This is a genomic window from Mycobacterium sp. SMC-13 (assembly GCF_045311035.1).
In the GTDB taxonomy this organism is placed as follows: Bacteria; Actinomycetota; Actinomycetes; order Mycobacteriales; family Mycobacteriaceae; genus Mycobacterium.
Genome location: NZ_JBJIAI010000001.1, coordinates 203,536 through 219,175, shown reverse-complemented (window position 1 = coordinate 219,175; position 15,640 = coordinate 203,536). Strand labels below are relative to the sequence as shown.

The window sequence follows — 15,640 nt, the reverse complement described above, 5'->3', positions numbered from 1 at the left end:
CGCACCCTCACCGCCGACGAGCGGTCACGGACTCCCGATGGCCGGCACCGTGTCGTGCGGATGGGCGTCCTGATAGCCGGGGCACGCGGTCTGGATTTTGAACGTGTGCCACCCCGATTCACCGCGATTCGGCGGCATGCGCCCGCTGACGGTGTAGGTGTCGTCGACCTTGATGCCGGTGATCTCTGCTGGTTCGGCGACGAATCCCGTCGCGTCGCCGTCACGCAGCCCGACCTTCTGGACGACGATGCGGCCCACCTGTGTGAGTTGAATCCGCACCACCTGACCCGTCTTGCCCTGCGCCAGGATGACCAGGCCTCCCCCGGCCGGCTGGCGGGTGCAGACGACCGTGCCGGTGTTGATGGTGTGCGGTTCCCCGTCGAAGACGATCGAGGTGACGGTCGGCGTCCCGGACTCGCACGCACTGATCAACAGCACACCGAGCACCGCCACCAGATCCGGGCGGTGGACGCGCATGTCGCAAGTGAACCAGTTCGCTTCGCGTTGCGCGCGCAAAGCGCGCAGGGGTCAGCGCGCGCCGAACGGCCGCCACAACAGCGGCGTGACGAACTCCAGGAAGTGCTCGAGGACGGCGTCGGGCGCTTCGATCTGCGGCCAGTGCGCGATGTCGTCGGCCAGCATCACGATGTCGGGGTTCGGGATGACCTCCCGGTACCTGGCGGCCATGTGAGCGCCGGAGTTCGGATCCGACGGGCCGTCGATCAGTCGCATGGGGATCGTCGTCTCGCGCATCGCGCGCACCCAGCGGTTCCGGTGGATGTAACGGTCGTTGATGAAGCGGCCGACCTGGTGCATGACCTTCTTGCCGTCGTTGTAATCGAGGATTTCGTGGAACTTGTCCATCAGCTCCTTCGACGGTTTGGTGTTGACGCCGAACATCTCGTTGATGGTCGGGTCGGCCAGGCGCCGTGACAACGGACTGCCCTGCAGCGGGCGCATGAGGTCTCCCAGCGGGGTTTGCGACATCGCCTTCTGCAGCAGGCGCGGGGTGTAGGACTCGACGAACAGCCCGCCGTTGAGCCACGTGACCGATTCGATGTTCAGATTGCCGTATACCTGATCGCCGAAGTGGTTGCGCGCCAGCAGTTCCTGGCCCACCGAGTCACCGAGGTCGTGGGCCAGAATGTGGACGGTCTGTGCGCCCAGGTGGTCCAGCAGTGCCTCGTGCATGTCGGCGTGATCGTGAATCGAGTACTGATACGCGGACGGCTTGGTGGAGAACCCCATGCCGATCATGTCCGGCGCGATGACGGTGAACTTCTCGGTGAGCGTCGGCCAGATCAGGGACCAGTCCCAGGAATTGAACGGGTAGCCGTGGATGAGCAACAGCACTGGGCCGGTGCCGAGTTCCAACCCGTCGCGGCGGTAGAAGATGTCGAATCCGAGGTAGTCGAAATACTGGCCGGCGGACTTCCAGGCTTCGAGTTCGTCGTGCATGGGGTTGAGCGTAGGCCGCGGACAGTCTGACGTCTCCGCACCGCGTCAGCCAGGCAAGTTGGCGCGCGGAATTACCATTGAGAGCACTGGACAGAGAAGGACATCGGGATGATTCGGCTCCTGCTAGTGCTCGGCGTCGTCGCGGTCATTCTGGCTGTCATCATGATTCTCGGCGGCGCCGCGCTCGGGGCGATCTTCACCTCCGATCGCAAGGCGCGCCGCCCCCTACCGGCCATGACGCGGGCGTGGCTGTTGTCCATCGCCGTGGTGGTCCTGGTCGGTGTCGCGACGGAGGGCATTCTGCTGCTGCCCGCCATGGGCATTGCCGCCATCGGATTGTTGATCACGCACATCGTGATCGACAGTCGGGCCGGGTCTGCGCGTGAACCGTCATCTCAAGAGCTGGAACGTGCCCGGCTGGTCGAAGAATTCGGAGTCGACGGTGTCGAGCTGCTCGACGGTGCACAGGCCGCCATCGAGCGGATCGAACGGTCGGAAGCCGCGGTCGACGGTTGGCTCGGTAATGACCTCGACTTCACCGGCGACCTGACGGCGATCCGCGAAAACTGCCGGGCCACACAGGAACTCAATGGCTTGATCACGGAGCTCGGCGGGATCGCCGAGCCCGATTCTGACGATCTGGCGATGCTGGAGGATGCCCGGGCGAAAGTGCTGGAGCTGGGGTCGCGGTCATGGGCGCGGGTGTATGCCCTGCAGGGTTGCGCCGAGAAGGCCGAGGAGATCGACCGGTCGCTGCGCGATGACCGCGCCCGGGCCGCGCTCGCCGAAAAGCGTGACGATGTCCGGAGCCGCATGGCTGCCAAGCTCTATGGGATTGACGCGACGCCTTCGCAGACGCCGTCATCGTCGGTCGACAAGATCACCGCGCTTGCCGCGGCGTTCGCGGAGATCCGGCGCCAGTCCGGACGTGGCTGACGGAATAGCCCGCTACTCCGTCAGGTGCGACGGTCATCCCTTAGCGGCCGCTTAGCTCAACACATCGGCGTCACAGGTGGTCCTCATCGACCGCGTCGACCGCGACGCACTCCCTTTATGAGTTCGTCCGCACGGTCAGGTTCGACCGCCGGCTCGCAGAGCGGCTCCGATCGGGCCGTCTGTAGCAGCTCATCGATGCGATCGGCTTCCTGCCAGACCCTCGATGCGCGGCCAGCCGCAAGCTCGATGATCCGGCCGTCGTCACCCAACGTCACCGTGGTGATCCCACGAGAGGCGAGCACGGCGCCATAGTTAGTGTGGGCGAGTTTCTCCTCGACCGCCGCAGCGGTCTCGGCGTTGAACACCACACCTTCCTCGATATTGAGGGCATCGACGTCGATCTCGCCGGCCAGGGCAGCCTCCACGCGGCGCCGCGATGCGGTGTGCTGGGTCGATACCGCCCTACCGATGCGGGCCCAGTGGTCGAGTTGTTGCTTGGCGGAACGGCGCTGTCGGGCGCCCTCGACGGCTGCCGCCTCGAATAGGTCCGCGGCCACTCGGGTGACCCGATCAGCGGCGTCGGCCATCACACACCTCCGCGTAGCGAGTTGCTATGAGGGTAATACCAGCTACAGATACGGCGTTACAACTGATCAGAGCGCGGCGGGCGACTAACCCGACACTCACAGAGCCGGTAGATCGGCCGTTGTCGGTGGGCTCCTATATACAGTCCTGTTCAGGGTTGTACGGGGAGTTGAGGAGTGCCGTGATCACCGGTGAGTTGAAGAGCAAGGTCGACCGCGTCTGGGACGCGTTCTGGTCTGGGGGCATTTCCAACCCGATCGAAGTGATCGAGCAGATCACCTACCTGCTGTTCATCCGCCGCCTCGACGACCTGGAGACCCTCGCCGAGAACAAGGCCCGGCGCACCGGGTCGTCCGAAGGGCTGCGGTTTGGGCCCGACCAACAGGATCTACGGTGGTCGCGGTTCAAGAATGACGAGCCCGGCGTCATGTACGACTTGATTGCCAACGGCGTGTTTCCGTTCCTGCGCGCGCTCGGCGGTGACGGGTCTACGTATTCCGAGCACATGCGCGATGCCCGTTTCACCATTCCGACGCCGGCGCTGCTGTCGAAGGTCGTCGACATGCTCGACGACATCCCGATGGCCGACCGCGATACCAACGGCGATCTGTACGAGTACCTGCTGTCCAAGATCGCCTCGGCCGGCGTCAACGGACAGTTCCGCACACCGCGCCACATCATCGAGTTGATGGTGAAGATGACCGCGCCGGGCCCGACTGACGAGATTTGCGACCCGGCCTGCGGTACCGCCGGCTTCCTGGTTTCCGCATCGGAGTACGTGCGCGAAACGCACGAGTCAGTTCTGACCGATGCAGCACAGCGGAAGCACTTCCACAACAGCATGTTTCACGGCTACGACTTTGACTCGACCATGCTGCGCATCGGGTCGATGAACATGCTGATGCACGGCATCGAGGCCCCCGATATCCGGTACCGCGACTCGCTATCCGAAGGCGCATCGGAGGACGCTGAGAAGTACACACTGATCCTGGCCAATCCCCCGTTTGCCGGCTCGTTGGATTACGAAGCGACGTCCAAGGACTTGCAGCGGGTGGTCAAGACCAAGAAGACCGAATTGCTCTTCGTGGCCCTGTTTTTGAAGCTTCTCAAGCCCGGTGGTCGGGCGGCGGTGATCGTGCCCGACGGAGTGCTTTTCGGTTCATCGAAGGCACACAAGGAACTTCGCCGGCTGCTGGTCGAAGACCAGAAACTCGACGGCATCGTAAAGCTGCCATCAGGGGTGTTCAAGCCGTATGCCGGGGTATCTACCGCGATCCTGCTGTTCACCAAGACGAATTCCGGTGGCACAGATCATGTCTGGTTCTACGACGTTTCGGCTGACGGGTTCTCGTTGGATGACAAGCGCAATCCAGTGGAGTCTAACGATCTGCCGGATGCGTTGTCTCGGTGGGCCTTACGTTCGTCATCGGAGCTGGAGAGGTCCCGGACCGAGCAGTCGTTCTGTGTACCTGTCGCCGACATCGTGGCACAGGGTTATGACCTGTCGCTGAACCGATACAAAGAGATCGTGCACGGCGAGGTCGAGCACCGGCCTCCGCTGGAGATCATCGCCGAGATCGAGAAGCTGGAGGGCGAAATCGCCTCGGGACTGGCCGAGTTGAAGGCGATCCTGTCATGAAGACGGTGATGCTGGGTGAGCTCATCACGCAAGCCAAAGTCCGGCGTGCTGGTGCTGAGATGTTCCCAGTTCTCTCAATGACAATGCACGACGGACTAGTCGATCAGTCTCAGAAATTCAAGAAGCGGATCGCCAGCGAGGACGTTTCCGACTATAAGGTGATCGAGCGCGGCCAACTCGTCGTGGGTTTTCCAATAGATGAAGGGGTGCTGGACTTTCAGCATCGATACGACGCCGCAATTGTAAGTCCGGCGTACGGAGTTTGGGACGTCAATGGTGCAGCCGTAGAACGCGACTACCTCGGCCGGTTCCTCAGGTCGCCTCGCGCCTTGTCGTACTACAAGGCAAAGCTACGCGGCAGTACCGCCCGGCGCCGGTCATTACCATCCGAGATTTTCCTGGCCCTGCAGATACCGCTGCCTTCGCTCGCCGAGCAGCGCCGCGTCGTCGCTATCCTCGATCACGTTGAGTCACTCCGCGTCAAGCGGAGCCGAAACAACGACAACTGGAACGAACTGGCTTCGTCGACCTTCTACGAGATGTTCGGCGATCCAGTAGTCAATCCCAGGGGTTGGCCGACTGGCAAACTCGCAGATCAGGTATCGGACATGCAATACGGTCCCCGGTTCTACAACGAATCCTATTCGGCCGACGGTATGCGAATCGTCCGCATTACAGACCTGAACCAGAATGGGACACTTGACTTTCAGACGATGCCGCGCATGAGTGTTACTGCTCACGACGAGCACAAATACCGACTGTCGAGCGGTGACATCATCTTTGCACGCACTGGCGCTACGGTCGGCAAACTCGCCGTCATCCGCGAACAAGACCCGCCATGCATCGCGGGCGCTTACTTCATCCGTATCCAATTGAAGGAAGCCGTTGAGCCGGACTATGCGGCCGCAGTCCTGCGATCGCGCTCCATACAATCCATCATCGTTGGTGGGTCTCACCAGTCGGCTCAACAGAACTTCAGTGGTCCTGGCCTGCGCGCACTGCCGTTTCCCGTTCCACCCATCGAATTGCAACGACAATTTGCCGCAGTTCTGGCTGAGCAGGCCAAGGCACAGGCACCGATCTCGCGCTCCACTCAGGACCTCGACAGACTCTTCGCCTCCCTCCAATCCCGCGCCTTCCGAGGCGAACTCTGATAGCCTTCGCCGTAATCGATTCCGAAACAACAGGTCTGGTCCCGGAGCGCACCGACCGCGTGGTGGAGATCGGCGTCGCCCTCACTGATGATTCCGGCCGGATCGAGCACGAATGGACCACCCTGGTCAAGCCGCATCGTGACATCAGGGCTGCCCACGTCCACGGCATCCAGGCCTGTGACGTCGCTGACGCACCTGACTTCGCCGCCATCAGCGATTACCTGCTCGAAATGCTCACTGGCCGTGTGGTTGTCGCGCACAACGCCAGTTTCGATTGCGTTTTCTGCATTGGGAGCTCCAGCGGGCCCAGTATGTGATCCCCGAACGACCAGCCGCGCTCTGCACACGAAAATGGAGCGAGCGCATGACGGGGGCCGCCAAGCTCGCCCACTGCTGCGAAGCACTCGGAATCTCACTGATCAACGCACACTCGGCAATTGGTGATGCTCACGCAACCGCTGAACTCCTGCCACACCTGCTCGCATTCCACGACAGCTCCCCCGAGTGGCGCTCCGACCTGGACCGGTCGGGGACCTTCGGCTGGCCAGCCGCCCGCAGAGATGCGCCACAACCTGTCGTCGCTCATCGTGGGCAGTTTTTTTCATCTGCCGACCCGTACTCGTGGGGGCTGAAGGGCTGGGACCGCGACACATGCTCATGCTCCCGGACGAAACTGAGTCGATGATTCGCGCCGCCAACGTGATCGTACGAGTGTCTGACTCCTCCGCACCCACGAAGCATCTGCGCCAGCGGCTGGAACTGCTTTTCGGCCAAGATGTTCCGGTGTTGTGGAGCTTGGTGCCCTAGCATTGTCTGTCCCGTCCGATATACATGCCGGTTAACTACATCGAAGGAGCCAGCATGTCGAACGACTTTCCTCTGAAACCCGGCGACACCGGAACTGTCGCCCAGTTGAGCCTGTGCGCCGGTGGGCTGGTGCGCACCTGGACCGATTCGTCCCGGTTGTGGTCGGTTCCCGACGACGAGTACCTGCGTTCCGTCATGGGATCCGGAACCATCGCCCGCACGGCGCGTGAAGAGCACCGCTTCCGCGAAGTGGCGATCCTCTCCGAGGACACCGGCACCCTGTGGCTCCAATCGCGATTCCCGTCGCCAACCGACGATGGCACGTTGCAAGTCCAGGGCAGCATTATCGAACTGCAGCCCGCCCATGAACCGTCGGAATCCACCTACGACGATGTACGCGAACTTCTCACCCAAGCGATCGGCCATGCGCTGAACAACAACGAATATCTGCTGGTCGAGCAGGGCGGATGGGACGCGCCGCCGGAGCCATTTTGCCTTTTCATCGTCATTCCCGACGGCGATGGCTTTGTCAGCATCATCGAAACCGCCCCTGCGCCATCAGCTTCAGAAATTTGGGCACCGCACATTGTGGCCGGAAATGAGAGCACCACGCTGTCCGCTCCAGCCAATGCGGAAACCATCGAAGTCGCTCCCCTGATCATGCTGGATGCCATCGCCACGTGGGGTTTCGCGCCGTGGGACCTGGCGTTGACTTTCGGCACCCGGCAATCACCCGCCGTCTGACGTCACTCACATGGGACTCGATGCGCACGTGGCGTGCAACTGTTTTCGCGACGGACTGAGTGCCGAACCGCCAGTTCCTCGAAGCATGCTCACAGTCAACGAATGCGGCGATGTTGAACTGATCGACGAGCAGAACTGCGACTTCGATATGGCGAACGACGTCTACGACTGGACGATTCACGCGTGCACGCACGAGGACATGAAGTTCGTCAGCGAGTGGGTCGGAAATATTTCTGGTGTGGCGTGGCTGCGAAGTGTGGCCGTCGGGTTGCCCGTCGACCGGTTCGGCAATCTGGCGATGATCCTGGCCGGACTCAGTGGACTGATGGACAGTTACACACCAGCGAGCGAGATACGCCGAGCCCTCCCCGAACTGGAATTGCTTCTACAGGAAGGTCATCTGGGGTCGACCCGCACGATCAGCACCCTGAGCGGGTTCGTTGTTGAGAACAAACTGGACTGGGGACCAATCGCGTTGGACGAATTTCACTCGCTCGGTCCGTCGCCATACTACGAGTCCCCGTGGCCCGACCTTGTCGAGTTAGGGGTTATCGGTTACGAATTCGTTGTACGCAGCCGCGAACAGCCCGCCAATGAACTGCTGCGCACCCGAATCTTGGAACAGAAGTGGGACCCCGAATCTGTTGAGTTCGGCCAGGCGCCGGACGGCCGCCCGACGTCACGCATCACATTCACAAATCTGCAAACCATGGAATCGGTGACGGCGCGGTCGTTCGGCGTATCGGCGCGGCTACCTCAACTCGGCAGAGTACTGGCGATCGCCGACAAGGATGAGCCTGAACCTGCTCTGGTATATCCCGAGACTCTGATCGTCGGTGAGCGCAGGGTCATGCTCACGGAAGCATGGTGGACGCTCAAGCGCCTCCATCGCCTCTTCGCGGCATCGGCAGCCACAGGCAATCCCGTCGTATGGCATTGAGAATCAGCTCGACAAGTTCGTGGTGGTAAGTGGGTACTGGTACCGCTCGTCCGCCGTCGATCCGGCGGAGTTGGCGACAGCGATCTGGGACCGATTGCTATCCATCGTGGAGGAAACCACTATTCACCCACCGTCGAGCCTGATTGCGTGAGGAGACGTACCCGGCGCGTAGCTCCAGAGGCGTCGTCCCTCGGGAGTCAGGTTGGTGAACTCGTTCACGCGGATCAGCAGGTCGAGCCCGTCGATCTGCAGGTCGCGTTTGCGGTAGGCGAAGCCTCCTGTTGGTGCTACACGAGGCGTAGGCGGGATGCTCGGGTCGAACTCCAGGACAAAGTCGTTCTCGCGCATCATATTCAGCCAAACCGCGTGCCGCTCCAGCTTGAAGTCAGACATGCCTCGACCATCGGTGGCAATGAACTCACCGTGATCGCGCAGGCGCTGGAACGGTGAGGCCTTCCCGTGTTGCGCCGTTGTATCCCATGGCCATGCTGTGTTGACGATCTGACGGGTCGACTTCACTCCGCCGTACACGGTCTTGTGCCACGAAACAGCCTGCCGTGACACACCGTACATGTCCGCAATTTCGGTCTGGTTGAAACCCTTTCGTCTCAGTTCTTCGATTTCCCCGAAGACCAGCGGTTGACGGTTGGTTGCCGTCTTGTATTTCTTGCCGCTCATATGTACTCCACTACATGGTCCGGTTCCTGCACGGGCCAATCGCCGTAGACGTCCGCTGCTGTCACAATCGACATTCAACTCACCCGAACAGCGCCGATGACTTCCCGCGCCATTGACAACGGATGGGCCGGAAACTGGCCGTCGAAATCGGGCAGCTCGCTCATGTTCATCACGAAGCCTCTACTCAAACCCGTGTAAGGATCACGCGCCCAGCCACCGGTCTGGTCGTCGGCGGTCGGCTCCCGGGGCCATTGGTTCTGCCGGGCAATCTCATACACGGTCGCGTCCCGCACGCCGGTGGTATCGCCTTCCACGAAGAACCCCTGCACCTGCTGAACGTGATCAGCGTGCAGGTGCAGCGTCAGGTTGTACTGCACGCCGCTCGGGTCCTGCTTGATCTTCATGAGGCTGTACACGAACGGCACGCCGTTTGCCGTCCGCTCGACGTTGACCTCGATCAAACCGGCTTGCCCGCCGACCGCAGTCGGCGCGTCGAGAAGACCGTCGATCAACACATTCTCGTCCAACGGCATCGCGTACTCAGCCGGGTAAGCACGCGTCATCACCGATCCTGTTGCGCCACCGTCGAACCGGTAACCCATGACCTGGGTGTCGGGTGGATCGTCCCGCAGCGTGCTTCCCCGTTGCCAATAGCCCGCAAGAGTGAGCGTCGGCCCACCAGACCACAGGTTGAGTTGCATCGTCGCCCCCTTGCGAATAAGTCATCAAGCTCATCCAAGTCATACACGCTGACTCCGACAGCCCCGAACGAAGGCCTTCGAGAATTGTCGGTGGCCTGTGCGACGCTATGCGGCTTTCGATTGAACCGACGCAGGAGAACCCACAATGTCCGCACCCCAGCAGCAGAACTTCCGAGTGGACCTCGGCGGCGTCATCTCGCTGCTCAGCAAGAATCTCTACTCCAGCCCCGGCGTCTACGTCCGGGAACTGATCCAGAACGCAATGGATGCCATCGTCGCCCGCGACGCTCTCGGTACGCCCGCGCCCCGCAGCATCACCATCTCGCCCTACGGAGTCGCGTCTCCCCACTCGCCAGCCAACGAGTTCATGATCACCGACGGCGGGATCGGGGTCAGCGAGCAGCAGGTCGAGCAGTTCCTGGCCACCGTCGGCGCCAGTTCCAAAGGCGCCCAACTTGAGCGCAACCGGAGCACCTACATCGGGCAGTTCGGTATCGGCCTGCTGAGCTGCTTCCTGATCGCCGATCAGATCACCGTCATGTCCCGCAGCGCCACCGGCGCCGACCCGATTCAGTGGATAGGCAAAAGCGACGGCACCTACACCGTGCAGACTCTCACCGTCGACAGTGCCGTGGGAACCACCGTGCGACTCCGCCCGAGGCCGGACATGATCGGCTGGGCCCGCAGCGAGCAGGTCATCCCGCTGGCGCGCAAGTACGCCGAGTTTCTGCCGGCACAGCTAAGTGTGCTGACAAACACCGGTGCACAAGATGTTTCGCGACCCTGGCGAATCGACTTCGGCACCCATCGTGCAGAGATCGTGCGTGGGGTTCCACCGATCTTCGGCGGTCTCGGTGTCGGCAAGCAGTTCGACGCCATCGAGGTCCACGACACCGCTCTCGGGCTCGACGGCGCCGTCTACATCGGCGCGACATACGGTCGCTCGAAAGCCGCCGGGCGGAACCGCATCTACATCAACAACATGCTCGTCGACGACGCCGACAGCTCGCTGCTGCCCCCATGGGCGTTCTTCGCCTGGGCGGTAGCCAACTCGACCACACTGGAGCCGACAGCCAGCCGTGAGGCCATCGTCGACAACGCGGCGCTGGTCGCGACCCGACGCAAGCTCGGGCAGGCAGCGCTGAAGTGGTTGCGCACCTTGGCAGATACCGACCCGCAGCGGTTCTCCGAGTTCGTCGCCGACAACGAACTGGAGCTGCGCTCGGCAGCCACACGTGACGCAGACGGCGAGAATCTGGAGCTTGCCGAAGTCGTCCTACCGATGCTGACGGTCCAAACGACAGCAGGGCAGATGCGCCTGGTCGACGTGGTCGCCCACAGCCCGAACGTTCTCTATGCCGTGTCCGTCAAGGAATTTCACACCATCGCCAGCTTCAACCCCGATGGACGACTCGTCGTCAACGCCGGCCACACCCTGGACCAGGAGGTGCTGCTGATGCTGCCGCAGGTCGTTTCCGGAGTGACGGTCACCCGCGCCTACCCCGCTTCCGAAGTCGCCGCACTCGCCGTACCGCCCACGGACGCGGTCGGCGACATTCTGACTTTCGAACAGCGAGCGACCCAGGCGCTCAAAGCATCTGGTGCTCGCGTTGTGGTGCGCCAGTTTCCCTCCGCCGACCTGCCCGCGGTCTTCATCGGGCACGGGCAGATCGACGCGGCATCGCCTGGGTACGGCAACCTCGTGCATCTGGTGGTGAACTGGAGCAACCGAGTGATCCGTGCCCTGACCCGGACGAACGATGACCTGGTGTTCGACCGGCTCATCCAGTTGCTCTACGTGCAGGCGCGGATGGCCGCCCAATGTGATGGCCCCGAGGACCGAGCGCTGCTCTCGGAGGCCCTCGACGACGTCATCCTGCTCGCGGCGGGCATGGACGGAACGGAGGTCGGGAGATGAGCGAGCAACCGACCGCTGAGGAATGCGAATTCCTCGGCGATGAGGCAGCCGGGGCAGGACAGTTGGAGAAGGCTCTGGATCACTACAGTCAGGCGCGCCGATTGCGTTGCGATGCACTGACGATGGCGTTGGCGGGCAACGATCTCGACTCGCAGTCGATGTCTACTTACGGCACCGATAGCACCCGGTTGAATCAGAAGATCCGCACGATCGTGGACGAGTTGAATCCACCAAAGACGCTGAGCGAGCGGATCGCGGACCTGCGGGTCGAGATGGACGAGCATCTGATATCGGGTCGGCTCAATCTCGCCTCCCACCTCAGCACCCAACTCGGCGCGGCGTATGAGGAGCTCGGCGACCTGGACGAAGCTGAGTCCGCCTATCGATCCGCCGTGGTGCTCGCCCGGCAGGTCGACGCCCACGATCCCGAGCTGTTGCTGCACACCTTTTGGGCGTTGATCGACTTCCTGCCGCCGTCCGAGGAATCGGTGGCGCTGGCCAAGGAAATGGCGTCCAATCTGATCGAACGCCGTGAGATGTACCACCCGATGCGGGCAGCTGATGCGGCGTACCGGCTCGCGCTGGCAGAGCTGGATTTCGCCGAAATCGCGCCACAGCATATGGATTCCGCGATCGACGGCAGCACGCGGGAGGCAATCGAGATGCTCGACGGTGTCTGCTTCCACGACAAAAGCCAGGAGCTCCAGCGATGGGTCGCCGCGGTGTTGCGGGCGGTCGGCCGCGACACCGAGGCCGACCATTGGCGGTCCGCGGCCGACCGATACGAAGACTGGGAATGGTTCACGGACCAACAGATGCCCGGGCATGTGCACCTGTGGGACATCCGGCATTGATCGTCGGCCTCGCTAGACTGGCGCTTGAAGTCGGCGAAGGGGGTCGCATGGCGGACGTGGGGGGCGCACGGCTGCGCATCGAGACCGAGCCGGTCAAAGCAGCTGCGGACGAGTTTCGGACCATCGCCGATGAGTTGCGTGAAGAACTGCGCCAGCTCGTCGCGTCGGTCGATGACGTCGTCGAAGGTTCGTGGCGCGGTGAGGCCGCTCGGATGTTCGGCCGCGACTGGGATGAGTTTCGCGCCGCCGCGACGAACATCGTCGACGACGCCGACGAAATCGCGATCCGGGTCGTCCAAAGCGTGGCGGCCTACGCAGCACAGGATGAGCGCGGTGGATCGATCGTTCGCAGCGCGTGGGATGAGCGGTAGGTCGCAATGACTGGGTACACCGTCGACGTCGACGCGCTCAATGAACTGCGGTCGAAAATGCAGGCCTACCTAGCGCACTGCGAGACATCGTTGAGCCGGGTGGAATCGCTTATCGGTCAGGTGTCACAGTCGTGGGACGGTGCAGCCGCCGAAGCATACGAGGCTCGCCACCGGAACTGGGTGCGGTCAGCGCACGACATGCGCACCGCGCTCGCGGACTTCACCGCGTGGTCCACCCAGGCCGAAGACGCCTACCGGACCGTCATGGCGATGAATCTGCGCATGGCCGGCAAGTAGCGAGCATCCATGGGTACTTGGGTTGTCGATTCAGACTGGTATTTCCTGACCGCGGCGATACTCGGCCGTGCGGGATCGAAGGTGGCTGGTGCTGCCGGCGTGGTCTCAGGCGCATCGCACGGGTCCGGCCACATGGCCGGCAACGACCCGGTCGGCACGAAATGGGGATCGCGGTATGACAGCGCCGCGCGCGATGCTGTCGGTGGCGCCGATTCGCTGGCACAAGCCTGGTCTTCGCTGGCTGGACGCGTCTACCAAGCCGGAGTCAACCATGCGTGGGCTGAATTCCACGCCGGCCGTCGCAAGATTCCCGTCCCGGCCAATCTGCCACCGCGACCGGCGATCTCTGAACCGTCGTCGACGATCTCCAGTTCCGTGGGCGCCAATGGCGTCGGTCTGACCGACATCATTCCCGGCTTGGTCGAGGCGGTCGGCAAGGAAACTCCGAACGCAGACACGAAGGGCCTCGACGCCGCTTCGGACATGTGGCAACGGTTCGCAACGACGGTCGCTGAAGCTGTCAGTGACGTGGTGAATCAGGTCAGACGACCGGACCACGACATGCCCGACGCCACCGCGTTCTACGAGACAATCGCCAATCTGAGCGCTCCCGCGGATGCCGTCGCCGCCGACGGCCGCACACTGAGTGCCCTAACGCACAGCTTCTCTGCAGCCACCAGCGCGATGCGCGCGAACATTGCCAGTGAGGTCAACAGCACCGCGATGTGGATGGGCGGGGCCGCGTCAGTCGTGGTGCTGTCGTCGGAAGTCACTGGCGGCGCGTCATTCCGGGCCGTGCCCGCGGCCATGCGCTGGAGGCTCAACCAGGCCGGCACCAACATCCGGAGCTACATCGCCGCGGTAGAAACCGCTGCGACAGCCATTGACTCACTCACAGTTGCACTCGACCCGGCCAAAAAAGGTCTGCTTGACAACCAAAAGTTCGTTGACATCGAGATCTACGATCCCGACGGCACCAAGACCCATCACCATCGCATTCCTCTGTCCAAGTGGCTGGCCTGGCAGAACTATCTGCACCGCGGCGGCCAGGAGTGGGACTGGAATCGCTGGAGCTCCAACTACGACCAGCTTCAAGAGAACTCTGCAAACGGCTGGTGGTTCGACAAGTACGCGGCCGAAGTGATGGGCTACAGCAAGGACGACGGATGGCATTCGCAATACTCAGACCAGACGATCGTCCCCGGTCGTCGCTGGGACTGGGTGAGTCCCGATCTCAACGAGTTCATCGAGAACAAGAGTGGACGCCTCGACATGGACCAGCTGGCCAAAGACGAACGCGTTCTAGCCCTCGGTCATCAGCTCACCTACAACCTCAACGCAAACTATCCGTACAGCCCAGCGGAGATCGCTGCGCTCCAGAGTCTGCAAGACAGATATCCAGACCAGTTCACGGTGAATCGACTGTGACCAACAGGGAGAATCAGGATGGGTAAGTCGTTCGACTACGTCCCCGTGCAACTCACCAAGGCGTTCCGCGAAGCGCAAACCAACGAACAGTTCTTGGGTTGGCTGAAGATGCAGGAAGCCTCGATGGAAATCGAATTTCCCTATGAAGACCTACCGGACGTGCGCGACATCATGTTCACCAAAGACAGTCTTGCGGTAGTCGAACAGAAGCTGATGGAGCTGTACCCCGACGATCCCAGCGCCTATGCAAATGAGGAAGCTGTTCACCGAACGATGCGCTACGCGTACTACGTTGGCGAAACAGTCCGACGCGCCATTGAAGCAACCTGGGTAGCACTGCCGCCGCCCAGCCAGAAAGGCCAACCGGGAGCGTTGCTCCCGGCCATCGACGTGCTCTTCGACGAGATGTTGGTTCAACCCTTGCTGTTGATCCGATTCGCACTCACCCGCCGAACAGGCCTGGAGATCACGCGCGTGTACAACAACATTCTGCGTCTCTATGACGAATGGGCTGAAAAGGGTCGTCCACCAAGGGAGTTTGGCGGCACCTTGCGCGAGGAATGAGTGGCTGACGTTGAAGAATCGTCATGGGTGAGTCCTTCGACTACGTCCCGACGCAACTCACTCGAGCGTTCCGCGATGCACAGTCCAACGAACAGTTCCTGGGCTGGCTGAAGATGCAGGAAGCCGTCATGGAGATCGAATTCCCGTACTACGACCTCCCCGAGATACGCGAGCAGATGTACACCGAAGCGAGCTTGGCGATAGTCGAACAGAAGCTCCTCGACCTGTACGACAACCATCGAAGCGCTTTCTCGCTCGACAACGTCCACACGACCATGAGGTACGTCTACTACGTTGGCGAAACATTTCGCCGTGCTTGTGAAGGGACATGGGTGGCCCTCCCCGTGGCCGACGCATACCTACCTGCGGTTGACTTTCCGATGCGCGAAACCATGACTAAGCCAACAGACCTCGTAGAGGGAGCAGTCAACCGACGCGACGGGAAACACCTGACGAAGGTCTTCGGACACGCCGTGCGCAGCTATCGCGAGTGGACTGAAGCAGGCAAGCCCGAACGGACCTTCCGCGGCACCCTGCGCGAAGCCGACGAATAGGCGGGCCGTCCT

17 protein-coding genes and 1 pseudogene are annotated in these 15,640 nt (G+C 62.0%); 13 read left to right on the top strand and 5 right to left on the bottom strand.

Annotated features, from left to right (window positions below; genetic code table 11):
* Positions 1 to 24: 24 nt before the first annotated feature.
* Complete coding sequence (locus ACJH6I_RS01090) at positions 25 to 477, bottom strand: lipoprotein LpqH (RefSeq protein ID WP_318984424.1); 453 nt, start codon at positions 475 to 477, stop codon at positions 25 to 27.
* 51 nt (positions 478 to 528) lie between these two features.
* The gene (locus ACJH6I_RS01085; RefSeq protein WP_318984423.1) at positions 529 to 1,458 is read right to left on the bottom strand and encodes an alpha/beta hydrolase; all 930 of its coding nucleotides are present in this window, start codon (positions 1,456 to 1,458) and stop codon (positions 529 to 531) included.
* Positions 1,459 to 1,566: 108 nt separating this feature from the next.
* On the opposite strand from ACJH6I_RS01085, the gene ACJH6I_RS01080 reads away from it, so the two are divergent.
* Positions 1,567 to 2,394, top strand: a complete 828-nt coding sequence (locus tag ACJH6I_RS01080) for a hypothetical protein (protein ID WP_318984422.1) — start codon at positions 1,567 to 1,569, stop codon at positions 2,392 to 2,394.
* Positions 2,395 to 2,636: 242 nt separating this feature from the next.
* On the opposite strand, the pseudogene ACJH6I_RS01075 reads toward ACJH6I_RS01080, so the two are convergent.
* Positions 2,637 to 2,981: pseudogene (locus ACJH6I_RS01075) on the bottom strand (TA system antitoxin ParD family protein); the annotation flags it as partial.
* A 179-nt stretch (positions 2,982 to 3,160) separates the two neighbouring features.
* Here ACJH6I_RS01075 and ACJH6I_RS01070 point away from each other — a divergent pair.
* The 5 genes from ACJH6I_RS01070 to ACJH6I_RS01050 all read left to right on the top strand — a co-directional run bounded on the left by ACJH6I_RS01070 (position 3,161) and on the right by ACJH6I_RS01050 (position 8,263).
* Positions 3,161 to 4,618: a class I SAM-dependent DNA methyltransferase gene (locus ACJH6I_RS01070; RefSeq protein WP_318984421.1), complete on the top strand. Its 1,458-nt coding sequence runs from the start codon at positions 3,161 to 3,163 to the stop codon at positions 4,616 to 4,618.
* Complete coding sequence (locus tag ACJH6I_RS01065; RefSeq protein ID WP_318984420.1) at positions 4,615 to 5,772, top strand: restriction endonuclease subunit S; 1,158 nt, start codon at positions 4,615 to 4,617, stop codon at positions 5,770 to 5,772. Before ACJH6I_RS01070 ends, ACJH6I_RS01065 begins: the two co-directional genes overlap by 4 nt.
* Positions 5,745 to 6,089 (top strand): 3'-5' exonuclease, encoded by a 345-nt coding sequence (locus ACJH6I_RS01060; RefSeq protein WP_318984617.1) that lies wholly within the window; start codon positions 5,745 to 5,747, stop codon positions 6,087 to 6,089. Before ACJH6I_RS01065 ends, ACJH6I_RS01060 begins: the two co-directional genes overlap by 28 nt.
* 544 nt (positions 6,090 to 6,633) lie before the next feature.
* A complete protein-coding gene (locus tag ACJH6I_RS01055; RefSeq protein ID WP_318984419.1) occupies positions 6,634 to 7,323 on the top strand; it encodes a hypothetical protein in 690 nt (229 codons plus the stop codon).
* A 10-nt stretch (positions 7,324 to 7,333) separates the two neighbouring features.
* Complete coding sequence (locus ACJH6I_RS01050; RefSeq protein ID WP_318984418.1) at positions 7,334 to 8,263, top strand: hypothetical protein; 930 nt, start codon at positions 7,334 to 7,336, stop codon at positions 8,261 to 8,263.
* Positions 8,264 to 8,386: 123 nt separating this feature from the next.
* Here the strand turns inward: ACJH6I_RS01050 and ACJH6I_RS01045 are convergent, their stop codons facing one another.
* Positions 8,387 to 8,941, bottom strand: a complete 555-nt coding sequence (locus tag ACJH6I_RS01045) for an XRE family transcriptional regulator (protein WP_318984417.1) — start codon at positions 8,939 to 8,941, stop codon at positions 8,387 to 8,389.
* A gap of 74 nt (positions 8,942 to 9,015) precedes the next feature.
* Positions 9,016 to 9,642: a hypothetical protein gene (locus ACJH6I_RS01040; RefSeq protein WP_318984416.1), complete on the bottom strand. Its 627-nt coding sequence runs from the start codon at positions 9,640 to 9,642 to the stop codon at positions 9,016 to 9,018.
* Positions 9,643 to 9,787: 145 nt separating this feature from the next.
* Between ACJH6I_RS01040 and ACJH6I_RS01035 the strand changes: the two genes are divergently transcribed.
* The 7 genes from ACJH6I_RS01035 to ACJH6I_RS01005 are packed head-to-tail and all read left to right on the top strand — an operon-like array spanning position 9,788 to position 15,628.
* Positions 9,788 to 11,560 carry an ATP-binding protein gene (locus ACJH6I_RS01035; RefSeq protein ID WP_406783590.1) on the top strand — a complete coding sequence of 591 codons (1,773 nt, stop codon included), beginning with the start codon at positions 9,788 to 9,790 and terminating at the stop codon, positions 11,558 to 11,560.
* Positions 11,557 to 12,414 (top strand): hypothetical protein, encoded by an 858-nt coding sequence (locus ACJH6I_RS01030; protein ID WP_061001341.1) that lies wholly within the window; start codon positions 11,557 to 11,559, stop codon positions 12,412 to 12,414. The genes ACJH6I_RS01035 and ACJH6I_RS01030 overlap by 4 nt, the downstream gene beginning before the upstream one ends.
* Complete coding sequence (locus ACJH6I_RS01025) at positions 12,396 to 12,785, top strand: WXG100 family type VII secretion target (protein ID WP_234785293.1); 390 nt, start codon at positions 12,396 to 12,398, stop codon at positions 12,783 to 12,785. The genes ACJH6I_RS01030 and ACJH6I_RS01025 overlap by 19 nt, the downstream gene beginning before the upstream one ends.
* A gap of 6 nt (positions 12,786 to 12,791) precedes the next feature.
* Positions 12,792 to 13,082, top strand: a complete 291-nt coding sequence (locus ACJH6I_RS01020) for a WXG100 family type VII secretion target (protein WP_133426801.1) — start codon at positions 12,792 to 12,794, stop codon at positions 13,080 to 13,082.
* 9 nt (positions 13,083 to 13,091) lie between these two features.
* On the top strand, positions 13,092 to 14,510 hold the full coding sequence (locus ACJH6I_RS01015; RefSeq protein ID WP_061002863.1) for a hypothetical protein: 1,419 nt from the start codon (positions 13,092 to 13,094) through the stop codon (positions 14,508 to 14,510).
* An 18-nt stretch (positions 14,511 to 14,528) separates the two neighbouring features.
* Positions 14,529 to 15,074 carry a hypothetical protein gene (locus ACJH6I_RS01010; protein ID WP_061002862.1) on the top strand — a complete coding sequence of 182 codons (546 nt, stop codon included), beginning with the start codon at positions 14,529 to 14,531 and terminating at the stop codon, positions 15,072 to 15,074.
* Between the two features lie 23 nt (positions 15,075 to 15,097).
* Positions 15,098 to 15,628 carry a hypothetical protein gene (locus ACJH6I_RS01005; RefSeq protein WP_267325541.1) on the top strand — a complete coding sequence of 177 codons (531 nt, stop codon included), beginning with the start codon at positions 15,098 to 15,100 and terminating at the stop codon, positions 15,626 to 15,628.
* Positions 15,629 to 15,640: the final 12 nt, after the last annotated feature.

Excerpts from the sequence above, each read along its gene's own strand:
- ACJH6I_RS01090 (WP_318984424.1), bottom strand. The coding sequence starts at position 477 with ATGCGCGTCCACCGCCCGGATCTGGTGGCGGTGCTCGGTGTGCTGTTG.
- ACJH6I_RS01085 (WP_318984423.1), bottom strand. The coding sequence starts at position 1,458 with ATGCACGACGAACTCGAAGCCTGGAAGTCCGCCGGCCAGTATTTCGAC.
- ACJH6I_RS01080 (WP_318984422.1), top strand. The coding sequence starts at position 1,567 with ATGATTCGGCTCCTGCTAGTGCTCGGCGTCGTCGCGGTCATTCTGGCT.
- ACJH6I_RS01065 (WP_318984420.1), top strand. The coding sequence starts at position 4,615 with ATGAAGACGGTGATGCTGGGTGAGCTCATCACGCAAGCCAAAGTCCGG.
- ACJH6I_RS01055 (WP_318984419.1), top strand. The coding sequence starts at position 6,634 with ATGTCGAACGACTTTCCTCTGAAACCCGGCGACACCGGAACTGTCGCC.
- ACJH6I_RS01050 (WP_318984418.1), top strand. The coding sequence starts at position 7,334 with ATGGGACTCGATGCGCACGTGGCGTGCAACTGTTTTCGCGACGGACTG.
- ACJH6I_RS01045 (WP_318984417.1), bottom strand. The coding sequence starts at position 8,941 with ATGAGCGGCAAGAAATACAAGACGGCAACCAACCGTCAACCGCTGGTC.
- ACJH6I_RS01040 (WP_318984416.1), bottom strand. The coding sequence starts at position 9,642 with ATGCAACTCAACCTGTGGTCTGGTGGGCCGACGCTCACTCTTGCGGGC.
- ACJH6I_RS01035 (WP_406783590.1), top strand. The coding sequence starts at position 9,788 with ATGTCCGCACCCCAGCAGCAGAACTTCCGAGTGGACCTCGGCGGCGTC.
- ACJH6I_RS01030 (WP_061001341.1), top strand. The coding sequence starts at position 11,557 with ATGAGCGAGCAACCGACCGCTGAGGAATGCGAATTCCTCGGCGATGAG.
- ACJH6I_RS01020 (WP_133426801.1), top strand. The coding sequence starts at position 12,792 with ATGACTGGGTACACCGTCGACGTCGACGCGCTCAATGAACTGCGGTCG.
- ACJH6I_RS01015 (WP_061002863.1), top strand. The coding sequence starts at position 13,092 with ATGGGTACTTGGGTTGTCGATTCAGACTGGTATTTCCTGACCGCGGCG.
- ACJH6I_RS01010 (WP_061002862.1), top strand. The coding sequence starts at position 14,529 with ATGGGTAAGTCGTTCGACTACGTCCCCGTGCAACTCACCAAGGCGTTC.
- ACJH6I_RS01005 (WP_267325541.1), top strand. The coding sequence starts at position 15,098 with ATGGGTGAGTCCTTCGACTACGTCCCGACGCAACTCACTCGAGCGTTC.